Source organism: Nitrobacter sp. 62-23 (assembly GCF_001897285.1).
Taxonomy (GTDB): domain Bacteria; phylum Pseudomonadota; class Alphaproteobacteria; order Rhizobiales; family Xanthobacteraceae; genus Nitrobacter.
In genome coordinates this window covers 21,168-30,842 of the sequence record NZ_MKSM01000040.1, presented here as the reverse complement: position 1 = coordinate 30,842, position 9,675 = coordinate 21,168, and the positions used below count along the sequence as shown (strand labels likewise).

At 61.5% G+C, this 9,675-nt stretch carries 17 protein-coding genes; 2 read left to right on the top strand and 15 right to left on the bottom strand.

The genetic code is table 11. The features are described 5' to 3' along the window. The 6 genes from BGO16_RS03995 to BGO16_RS03970 all read right to left on the bottom strand — a co-directional run. Window positions 1-308: DUF2019 domain-containing protein (locus BGO16_RS03995; protein ID WP_292617302.1), on the bottom strand; the 308-nt coding region annotated here is incomplete at its 3' end. A 57-nt stretch (window positions 309-365) separates the two neighbouring features. After that, entirely contained in the window at window positions 366-740 is a 375-nt protein-coding gene (locus BGO16_RS03990; protein WP_292617305.1) for a DUF2019 domain-containing protein, read from the bottom strand. Window positions 741-797: 57 nt separating this feature from the next. Continuing rightward, the gene (locus BGO16_RS03985) at window positions 798-1,175 is read right to left on the bottom strand and encodes a DUF2019 domain-containing protein (RefSeq protein ID WP_292617301.1); all 378 of its coding nucleotides are present in this window, start codon (window positions 1,173-1,175) and stop codon (window positions 798-800) included. Between the two features lie 19 nt (window positions 1,176-1,194). After that, window positions 1,195-1,782 carry a hypothetical protein gene (locus BGO16_RS03980; RefSeq protein ID WP_292617300.1) on the bottom strand — a complete coding sequence of 196 codons (588 nt, stop codon included), beginning with the start codon at window positions 1,780-1,782 and terminating at the stop codon, window positions 1,195-1,197. After that, window positions 1,752-1,949: a hypothetical protein gene (locus BGO16_RS03975; RefSeq protein WP_292617299.1), complete on the bottom strand. Its 198-nt coding sequence runs from the start codon at window positions 1,947-1,949 to the stop codon at window positions 1,752-1,754. The genes BGO16_RS03980 and BGO16_RS03975 overlap by 31 nt, the downstream gene beginning before the upstream one ends. 170 nt (window positions 1,950-2,119) lie before the next feature. Continuing rightward, window positions 2,120-3,373 (bottom strand): phage major capsid protein, encoded by a 1,254-nt coding sequence (locus tag BGO16_RS03970; RefSeq protein ID WP_292617298.1) that lies wholly within the window; start codon window positions 3,371-3,373, stop codon window positions 2,120-2,122. Window positions 3,374-3,610: 237 nt separating this feature from the next. On the opposite strand from BGO16_RS03970, the gene BGO16_RS03965 reads away from it, so the two are divergent. Continuing rightward, a complete protein-coding gene (locus BGO16_RS03965; RefSeq protein ID WP_292617297.1) occupies window positions 3,611-3,898 on the top strand; it encodes a hypothetical protein in 288 nt (95 codons plus the stop codon). Window positions 3,899-3,973: 75 nt separating this feature from the next. Here the strand turns inward: BGO16_RS03965 and BGO16_RS03960 are convergent, their stop codons facing one another. From BGO16_RS03960 to BGO16_RS03950, 3 genes are all read right to left on the bottom strand, one after another. Continuing rightward, a complete protein-coding gene (locus tag BGO16_RS03960) occupies window positions 3,974-4,213 on the bottom strand; it encodes a hypothetical protein (RefSeq protein ID WP_292617296.1) in 240 nt (79 codons plus the stop codon). A 69-nt stretch (window positions 4,214-4,282) separates the two neighbouring features. Then, entirely contained in the window at window positions 4,283-4,513 is a 231-nt protein-coding gene (locus BGO16_RS03955) for a hypothetical protein (RefSeq protein ID WP_292617295.1), read from the bottom strand. Window positions 4,514-4,588: 75 nt separating this feature from the next. Beyond that, window positions 4,589-4,858 carry a hypothetical protein gene (locus tag BGO16_RS03950; RefSeq protein ID WP_292617294.1) on the bottom strand — a complete coding sequence of 90 codons (270 nt, stop codon included), beginning with the start codon at window positions 4,856-4,858 and terminating at the stop codon, window positions 4,589-4,591. Window positions 4,859-5,234: 376 nt separating this feature from the next. Between BGO16_RS03950 and BGO16_RS03945 the strand changes: the two genes are divergently transcribed. After that, window positions 5,235-5,582 carry a hypothetical protein gene (locus BGO16_RS03945; protein WP_292617293.1) on the top strand — a complete coding sequence of 116 codons (348 nt, stop codon included), beginning with the start codon at window positions 5,235-5,237 and terminating at the stop codon, window positions 5,580-5,582. A 17-nt stretch (window positions 5,583-5,599) separates the two neighbouring features. Here the strand turns inward: BGO16_RS03945 and BGO16_RS03940 are convergent, their stop codons facing one another. The 6 genes from BGO16_RS03940 to BGO16_RS03915 form a co-directional block, all read right to left on the bottom strand. Continuing rightward, window positions 5,600-6,247 carry an HK97 family phage prohead protease gene (locus BGO16_RS03940; protein WP_292617292.1) on the bottom strand — a complete coding sequence of 216 codons (648 nt, stop codon included), beginning with the start codon at window positions 6,245-6,247 and terminating at the stop codon, window positions 5,600-5,602. A gap of 97 nt (window positions 6,248-6,344) precedes the next feature. Then, window positions 6,345-6,533: a hypothetical protein gene (locus BGO16_RS03935; protein ID WP_292617291.1), complete on the bottom strand. Its 189-nt coding sequence runs from the start codon at window positions 6,531-6,533 to the stop codon at window positions 6,345-6,347. Next, window positions 6,533-6,745 (bottom strand): hypothetical protein, encoded by a 213-nt coding sequence (locus BGO16_RS03930; protein ID WP_292617290.1) that lies wholly within the window; start codon window positions 6,743-6,745, stop codon window positions 6,533-6,535. The genes BGO16_RS03935 and BGO16_RS03930 overlap by 1 nt, the downstream gene beginning before the upstream one ends. A gap of 116 nt (window positions 6,746-6,861) precedes the next feature. Beyond that, the gene (locus tag BGO16_RS03925) at window positions 6,862-7,338 is read right to left on the bottom strand and encodes an Imm1 family immunity protein (protein ID WP_292617289.1); all 477 of its coding nucleotides are present in this window, start codon (window positions 7,336-7,338) and stop codon (window positions 6,862-6,864) included. Next, entirely contained in the window at window positions 7,335-8,516 is a 1,182-nt protein-coding gene (locus BGO16_RS03920) for a hypothetical protein (RefSeq protein WP_292617288.1), read from the bottom strand. Before BGO16_RS03920 ends, BGO16_RS03925 begins: the two co-directional genes overlap by 4 nt. Continuing rightward, window positions 8,497-9,672 carry a phage portal protein gene (locus BGO16_RS03915; RefSeq protein WP_292617287.1) on the bottom strand — a complete coding sequence of 392 codons (1,176 nt, stop codon included), beginning with the start codon at window positions 9,670-9,672 and terminating at the stop codon, window positions 8,497-8,499. Before BGO16_RS03915 ends, BGO16_RS03920 begins: the two co-directional genes overlap by 20 nt. Window positions 9,673-9,675 lie beyond the last annotated feature (3 nt).

Here is a 9,675-nt window from a genome sequence, read left to right as displayed (position 1 = left end):
CATCGCGAAGATGCAATAGCCTCAATTTTCCGGCGAGCCTCGTCGGGCGCAACAGCAAGCGTGAGCTTGGCTGCCTGCAATTGAACTTGCATGTTGGGATGGCTGTAAAGCGCCATCAGCGCGCGCCGTTGATCGCCCGGACGCCGCTTCAATTCGTCCCTGACTTCTATCATTCGATCAAAGGGACGATTGAATTTCGTGAGTTCGTGGCCGAGAAGCGCATCATCCTGTGCGGTCGTGATTGCCGCAAATCGACCGACCAGTTGATCGACGGGCATCGCATCGAGTCTGATTTTCCTGAAGATCATGGCTTGAGAACACCGCGCAGAATTTTCCGTCCCCATGGCGACATGCGATGCCATTCATCATTCGGGAACATAGCTGCCTTCATCAAGCCTTCTGATAGCCGTTGCAGCCTCTCCGTTCTGTGGCTCGATGCCGGAATCACGAATATTCTCAAGACATTTGCGGGCGGCTTCAGGAAAGAGCACTAGAAGCGAGTGGGCCGCTCGCAATTGAACCTGTACGTTGGAATGTGAAAGCAGCGGCAGGAGCGCTCGACGCTGATCGCCCGGCATCTGCTGGAGTTCGGCTTTTATACGCTGCATTTCGGCAAAAAGGCGATTGTATCTTGAGGTGCTGCCGAGGCTATAGACAATTTCATACTGTTCCAAACAGACCTCGACAAACCGCGTGATGAGACTTCGTACCCGGACGGCGTCCGATTGAACGGAGGTCATCACTTGAGCATCCCATTTTTCGCGCAGGGGTTTTCAGTCTTTGCGGCGATACGCGACCTATTTTCGTCCTGGACCAGACCACCCTCCATCGTAAAGACTGAGAAACATGCCCGCGTGACCGGCCACGGGGTAGTCTCCTGAATCTGCGAGCCTTTGAAGCTCTCGGCGCGCGTCTACGGGAGCAAGGTCGATACATCCCTCGGCAGCATGGAACCGCACCCAGGAGTTGGGGTGTTTGAGGAGCCGCATCAAACCAATCTGTTGGGTATTGGATCTCTTGCGCAATTCAGTCGCGATTTCGAATATCCGCTTGCCTAGTGTTTGTACGCTGGAACCTTCCTTCAATGACTCGAGGGCCTCGCCTTGTTCAATGCACAAACGAACAAACTCAATCAGGAGGTCGTCGACGTTGACCTCTGAAATATCGCGCCTCATTGAATGACCCCATACTGCTTTAACACCTCAAGCCAATTTGCATCTGCTCGCCCCAACTCTTGCCGCGGAGATAGTCGCGTGGCGAAACGCCATCATACTTTGCGTTCGGTGTGGAATACCATCCATTGATGTCCAGATGCCTGACCTTTGGAATCCGCACCGTATTCTCGACACTGTCAATCCGCTGATCCCCGAACTGCAGCCTGTTCTGCGCGAACTGGCCGACAATATGATGGTCCTCGTAGCCGGCCTCGGGGGGCATTTGAGCGCGCGCCTGTAGTTCCTCCAGCGTGGCCGGAGGATCATTAGCCGTTTTGATCATATCGGTCAGGCGCTTCAGATCCTCTGCTTGATCCAGCGCTCCGATGAAAATATCCGCCGCCGGCGACAGGCGGCCGACGACACGCAGCCACCTGACAGCTTGACGAACAAATTTCATCCGTCCTTCGGTGGTCTCGGGTCTTTTCGGTGGAAGCGGCGGCGGGCCGTCGTCCGGCCGCCAATCGCCGGCGAGTTGCACACCATCGATCGTGTTGTCGCGCGGCGTGATCTGAAAGAGGCCGAGACTGCCTCCCCCTACGCCGCCATCCGGACTTCCGGCCGGCACGCGCGGCTGGTCCGGACTGTATTTGCGCGCCAGCGCAGGAAGGCTTTGGCGATATCCGCGCCGGGCGGAAGAAACCGCGCGGCGTCGGGACGAACCCAGCGGGCCGCATCCGGCCGCAGCCACCGCGATTGCTGATGGCGCAGCCAGGCGTCATGATGCGATGGCATAAAAATATATCCTTGAGGAACGACACGCGTTGGAAAGCGAAACGGCGTGCTGGAAGCGCGCCGTTCCATTCTTCTTTGAAAGAAGGATGGCCGGATCATCTGGCGCGAAGACCCGCTTCGCGCTTCTGTCCGGCCATGACCACCTTTTATTCGGCTTACTATCGGCCGGCTCAGCTCGCCGCGAACTTCATCAGCTTGATGGCGTCGAAGTCCTGCACGCCGCCGCCGACGCGCTTGGTGGTGTAGAACAGCACGTAGGGTTTGGCGGAGTAGGGGTCGCGCAGCACGCGCACACCGGCGCGGTCCACCACAAGGTAGCCGCGACGGAAGTCGCCGAACGCGATCGACAGCGAATTCGTCGCGACATCCGGCATGTCCTCGGCCTCGACCAGCGGGAACGTCATCAGCGACGCGCGCCCGCCCGCCAGCGACGGCGGCTGCCACAGATACGAGCCGCCGGTATCCTTGAACTTGCGGATCGCGGCCTGCGTCTTGCGGTTCATCACGAACGCGGCGTTCTGGCGATAACCGGCCTTCAACGCATACACCAGGTCGACCAGCGCATCGGAGGGGTTCGACGTCGCGAACCCGCCGGCGAGGCCGCTGGGAACATAGCCGAGCTTGCCCCATACCCATGAACCATTGGCCACGGTGTCGGATTGCAGGAAGCCTTTCGGCTTGTTGGTGCCGTCGCCGTTGACGAAGGCCGCGCCTTCCTGCACCGCGAAGGTCAGTTCGACCTCCTGCGCGATCCACTCGTCGATATTGACGGCGCTGTCATCGAGCAGCGTCGCGGTCGCTGCCGGCATGGCGTAAAGCTCCATCGCCGGGAAGCTCAGCGCGTCCAGCGTCGGCGACGTTGTTTGCGTGCGCGAGTCGGTCTCACCGACCCAGCCGGTGGCGGGCCCCGCGGTCATGAACGGCTTCTTGTAGACATTGCCCGAGATGGTGCGCACCGATGCGAGCGCGCGGATCGGCGAGATCGCCGCCAGCCGCTCGCCGATGCTCTGTTCGAGTTCGACCGGTACCAGATAGCCGCCGTCGGGGTTGGATCCGCCCGACATCGCCTTGGTCTCCAGGTCCCGCAGGACACCCGCCTCGCCGCCGCGCACATAGGCCTCGAACGCGCTCTTGTGCTCGCGCGACGCCGCATCGCTGGCGATGCGGCCGCGGCCTTCGAGCGCCGGACGGGCGTGCTTCAGCGCCAGTTCATCCATGCGCTTGTGCTGCGCATCGAGCGCGGCGTTGATGCGATCGACCTTTTCCTCCAGCAGCACATCGCCGCGCTTCTTCTCGAGCCGCGCCAGGCGCTCGTCATTGGCCGCCTTGAATTCCTCGAAGGTGACGCGGAAGTCGTCATAGTCGCCGCGGACGGCGACGCCGGATTTGTGTTCCAGCGCGGTGTCGGTGATATCGAAGTCCATTCACATTCTCCTCGGTGGTGGTTGGTTTCACGGCTTTGTCGCCCAAGGCTTGCGCGTGACACTGCGCTGGAGCGTTTTCGAGCCGGGCATGTCCTCGGGCTTGACCCGAGGGATGGATACCGGTTCGCGCGACGAAAACGCGTCACAACAAGAATCTGGAGCCCCGTTCCGATTTCATCGGAGCGGAAATGGCTCTAGAATGACTTCCCGCAACGAGATCACCGTCGAGGCGAAGCCATGCGCTTTCTGATCTTTGTCTGGATAACTCTCGCCGTCGCCGCCGCTGGCAGCGCGTGGTATGCGATGGAGCCATCGCGGCGCGGTCCGGCCCGGTTCTGGATCGCCGCCTGCGCGGTGCTGCTGGCGGCGTTCGCGATATCCTTCGTGATGCTGGGCGGCAGCACCGAAAAATCGCTGCTGTCGATCTCGCTCTATTTCCTGAACTGGGGCATGGCGGCCGGCGGCGCGGCGATCTGCGTCGGCGTCATCGCCGGCCTCTCGCTGGCGCTGGCCTACAAGCGGTGAGAGATATCGGCATCAGCCGGGTGAACGCCGCGTCCAGCGGCGCTCTCTCGATATGGCCGGGATCATGCTCCAGCGTCAGTCAGGTCGCTTCACGTCCTGCGCGCGCAAGAATTCGATCAGGGCCGCAAACTGATCCTCGGTCTCGAGGTAGTAAAAGTCTTGATCGGGATAGCGTTTCGTCTGGCCCACCGGCTCACCGACCAGGCCGCGCAGGAAAGCCACGCCGTCCTTGAACTCGGCCTCGTGCCGCCATGGCAACACCATGCTGACGCCACTGTGAGCACAATAGATTTCGACGCTATATTGGAGTGACATGGCTTTTACCGCCTGCGATCAGAGTTGGTCGGGAATACTCTATCGGAACCAGCCGCGCGAACGCCGCATCTACCGGCCCTCGCGCTTCTCTCGCAGCTCCTTGCAGAAATTCATCAGCTTGACGTACTGCTCCTTGGTTAGATCATACCATTCGATATGGCTGGGATCCTGCCGGCGCTGCGATTCCAGACCGTCGAGATCGGCAAGGAACTTCCGAACCAGCCAGTATTCGTGCTCGTCAGACCACGACAGATATACCTGAAGGCCCTCGACGTAGGCTTCGACTTTATAGTTCGCCATGATCCGCTCTATTCATTCCGGGGAAATGCTCCCTGGCGAGCCGAATACGGCATCAATATCCTCTTTCCGTTTCTCCTATTCGATCGAGTCCCGGATCAGCGTCAGCACCCCGCGTATATCTTCAAAGTCGTAGTTGGCCCCGGCATCTCCCCATATCCGCTGCAACTGCGCGTCCGTAAGGTTTTGCTCGAGCAATTCCTGCAGGAAGCGCTTGACGACCGCCCGCTGCTGTTTGTTCAAATATTTCAGGGCAAACGCAATCCACTCTTCTATGGTGGAGACTTCCTCGTCGCTGCCCTGATAGAAGCATTCGACCAAGCGGTCGAACTCTTTCGGAACCACCATGACCTCTCCTTGCTATTTGCTAGGTTCGTTTCTGGGATAGGCCGTTATCACGCTGAAACCCCTGGCAGCGCGTGGATCGTGTACGATAGATACGCCGACCCCATAGGTGTCTCGGAGGTAAGGCACCGCATCGATGTCTCCCCTGAAAGCCTCGCGGCCGGTCTTGTAGCCAAAACGATATGTTATAAAGTCTTTTGCTGACCGTCCAGTCGCCACAGCCTCGATCCCGATTCTGCTCAAGCGTCCGGTTGACGAAATCGTTTGCACTTTCCATGGAGGCGAAAGATCCGTTAATCTTGCGCGCATATCTGTATGTGACCGTCTGACCACGATCAACCGTCGTGCTCGCCAGCAGTTCTTCATCCGTTTTGCCGACATGCTTGCGCAAGGCGTGGCCGCCTCGGGCTTCCTCCTCCCGCAGGTCGACCGGTCGCTTGTCCAGGTTTTGCGCATACTGTTCATACGGGCGTATCCCCTCAGGGTCGGCATCCGACAGAACACGCGGATCGTTGATGCCGCCGCCACCGCCGCCGCCATCGGTCCACTGCCCGCCGTCCGGATTGCCGGCGGGGACACGCGGCTGGTCCGGGCTGAACTTGCGTTGAAGCGCGGGAAAGACGCTCGCCGGATCGGTGCCGGGAGCGAGAAAGCGCGCGGCGTCCGGCCGGATCCATCGGTAGGCATCGGGCCGCAGCCAGCGGGCGCGCTGGGCGGCTTCGAATAGGCTTTCATGATTTGACATCAGCGTGCTCCCGCCATCTGCGCGCGCAGCGCGCCGTGCAGCGCCGCGCGCCGTGCTTGCCTGCCGCGCAGCGACGCCACCGCCGGGCGCGGGCGGAGCCGCGGCGCCGGTTCATCCGCGGCCTCCGTCATGCTCCGCCAGCCGCGCTCGGCCTGTGTCCGCACGCGCGAGCACGGCGACGGGGGCGTCGCCTGCTTCACGGCGCGGACACGCGCTCCCGCCAGCAGCGGGAAGGTGACGATGGAAATCTCCCACAGGTCGACCTGATAGAGTTTGCGCACGCGCGTGCGCGGCTCGATCCGGCCGCGCACGGTGCGGTAGCCGATCGAGAGCCCGTCCACCGCGCCGGCCTCGACCAGCGCCAGCAGTTCGCGCGCACGCGCCACGTCGGGGATCAGCTTTCCCCGCGCCCACAGCCCGCGAAAATCCTCGCGCAGTTCGAGCCAGATGCCGACCGGCTCACTCGGATCGTGCTGGAACAGCATCGGGATCCTGCGCAAGCCCCTCGCTTTCAAGGTGTGCGCGAACGCGCCGGGCATCATCATGTCGCGCGCCTGGTCGATCTCGCCGAACAGACTGGCATAGCCTTCCACCGCGCCGTCGCCGGAGAACGACAGACGCGGCACGGATGACAACGGGGCGTGCATGATCGACCTCGCGGAATGGGCGGGGAACGGATTGATGAAATTCGAAACGACGTGTGGTGCCCGCCGCGCGCTTGTGGCGGACGCTACTTGGCGATGCTCAGCTCTTGCGGCTGCGTTTCGCCGGCTTGCGCCGCGCCGCCGGCTTCGGACGCGACGATTTCCCAGCCGGCGCCTTGCGCTGGGCGCGATCGAGATGGGCGAGGAATTCGCGGAACACGGTGAGATGATCCCGCGAGGATTTTGTCTCGGTGCTGAACGAGCGCAGTACGCTGTGAAGGTTGTCCATCAATCCTGATCCTTGTCGAAGGTTGCGGCGCGGCGTTGCGCCTTGCGATTGAACCGCTGCAGTTCACGGACGAAATCGTCGAAGCGACGCGAGGCGGCCGACAGTTCGCGCAGCGCGAACAGAAGACCCGCGCTGGCCGCGCTCGCCCACAGAAACAGCGCCAGGTGCGCGAGGTCGCCGCGCTCTGCGAAGATGCGGATCAGGTCGGACATCGCATGAACCCATAGCGGACGTCATGACCGGACTTGATCCAGCCAATCCATCGTCTTCATCAAAAGAGTTCGCAGGGGTGAAACGCGAGTCAGGTCCGACCGGGTCAAGACTTAAGCTACGGATCGGGAAACGTCTCCGGCGGCAGATCGCTATCTGCGATCCATTCGATGCTGGTCGGCAACTCACCGTCGGTCTCGATGAATTCCTTCACCGCTTTCCAGGCGACAGGGAACGGCACGAACAGCCCGACCGACAACGGTGTACCATGCAGCGACCGCACGAACTCGCCGAGACGACGGAGGTCGCCTTTCGAGTTGTACGTCTGCTTGCGCTGGATACGCCCGTCCCATTTGTCGTAAAGAAGAGTTACGCCAAGGTCTGGGTTTCCGGTCATGTAGAAATGGACATTGACCTGCTCCTCGCGCGGCAAACCATCCGTCCCGCAGAGCCCTTGAACGTCCATTCCCCAACTGTCGTTGCCCCCCTGAAACGACCATTCCTGTCCTTTTGGCGCGAGAAAAAATCGCTCAAGCTCGGAAAGCTCCGGCCATCTGTCAGAAGCAAAATTGTCGAAATGAAAGAAACGTTTCATTTCTGTCTCCACAGTAGCCAACTTCCGTTCCGCATGACGCTCGTCATTCCAGTATCAACTTCGATATATCGAACGTAGGGATTGCCCAGTTCCAAAGCAAGTTTTGGAAGCACTGCCTTGCAGCTATTACATATTTCGCGGTCAACTTGAATATCGATCGACCTGTCTGCAAGCAAGCTGCTTTGATCGCGTGCTGCCCTCATCAAAATCGTCGCCTCAGCGTGGTAGAGAGCATCGTTTGGGCGTTGGCCGATATTGTCGGTCCTCATTATGTCCGGATATTTGTTGACGAGGCTCCACCTCCACCCATCAGCCTCAAAACGATCAGCTTCACCATATCCCGGCGATCCGGAATTCACCCCGAAATACAGCTTTCCATCGATCTCGGCAGCGGCAACCGTGCCGTTATCCGGCCGCCACATCGGCTCGCCGAAAAGATTGGGCTCATTGTAGATGGTGCGATAGGCATTGATCCAGCCCTGCCCGTCGAACGGGCGCATCGACGGCAGACTTTCCCGCGGCGGATCAAGCGGCGGGCCCAGATTGCCGCCGATCCCCGACCGAAGCCGATCGAGATGCGCTTCGGATTCCCTGGCGCGCGCTTCGGCCTCTGCGATAGCGCCGTCAATGCTGCCCGGCCGCGTCAAATTCGATTCACGAGGCTTCCAGTCCGGATCGTACTGACGAATTTGCGCCAACGCACTGCTGCTGCGCGCCATCGCTTGATCGAGCAACGACTGCTGCCGAGCGGATGCTCCTGGAAAGACATCGCCGACCGAACCGCCGCCACGCCGGCCACCGCCAACCTCGCGCAGGTTTGCCAGGTCGTCGGCCGTAGCGGCTGGAATGGGCTTGATCAGATCGCTTAACGCCGCAGGCGCGCTTCCCCAATCGTCGGTCCAGCGTCCGCCGCCTGGCTGACCAGCCGGAATCCGTGGCTGGTCCGGGCGGTATTTGCGGACGAGCGTCGGAAATGCATCGGCGAGCTTTATGCCCGGCTTCAGAAATCGCGCGGCATCGGGTCTGATCCAGCGCTCCGCGTCAGGCCGCATCCAGCGCGCGCGCTGATGCGCGAGCCACGCAGATTCGTGCTCGGTCATGACAATCGTCCGGAAAAATCGAATTGATACGCGAGCGCCAGGCGCGTTGAGCGCGCCCCTACTCCAGCCGATCACCACCCTCGATCGGCGCATAACCGACGGCCTCGCGCTTTTCGTTGAGCGTGAGAAACGCCGCGTTGCTGACGCGCTCCCACAATGCTGCGCGATCGGCCGCGAGCGCGTCGATCCTGTCGGCGTCCACCACGATGCGGATGCCCTCGCCGAACTGCGGCGACAGCCACTGCGCGAACGAATTGCCGAGACGCGACGCCAGCGGCAACACGGTCTGGCGGAAGAAGCAGCGGTTGGCTTCCTGGAAATTCGCATAGGTGTTGTCGCCGGGAATGCCGAGCACCATCGGCGGCACGCCGAAGGCGAGCGCGATCTCGCGCGCGGCGGTATGTTTTGCTTCCAGGAAATCCATGTCCTTCGGCGTCAGCGACATCGCCTTCCAGTCGAGCCCGCCTTCGAGCAGCAGCGGCCGTCCCGCATTCACCGCACCCTGATAGGTGTCTGTGAGTTCGCGCTTCAGCCGGTCGAACTGCGAATCCGACAGCACCGCGCCTTCCGGTCCCGAATAGACCAGCGCGCCTGAGGGGCGCGCGGCGTTGTCGAGCAGCGCCTTGTTCCAGGCCGAGCCGGCGTTGTGAGTATCGATCGCAACCGCCGCCGGCTCGATCGGCGCGAGACCGTAATGATCGTCGAGCGGATGGAAGTACGTCAGGTGCAGGATCGGCGGCACGGCGGATGACGCCTGAACGAAGCGGATGCTGCGACCGCCGACCGCGTATTCATAGGCTTCCGCCCAGCCATCAGCGCCAGGCACCACCTTCATGCGATCGGGCCGCAGCGCATGGAGCTCGCGTACCGCGCCGTCGAGCGCGACCGCCTCGACATAGGCATTGCCGGACAGCAGAAGATGCGACACCAGCATCTCGAGGAACGCGCCGCCGTCCTGCCGCGCGTTCGGCCGCGACAGCAGCAGCGACAGCGGATGCGCCTCGCGCTCCTGCGCGCCTTCGAACACGAGGTAGCTGCATGAGGCCACATTCTCCGCGATCAGCCGCACCGCGCGATGCACGATGGCGTTGTTGAGATAACCCTCGCGCGCCAGCGCCGCATAGTCGCGCGGCGTCCACCGCGCGCGGCCGCCGCTCTCAAAGGCAAGCAGCTTCGCCGTGCGACTGGCTTTTGTTTCGGGCGGTGTCAACAAGGCTTTAAAACGATCGAACATCAA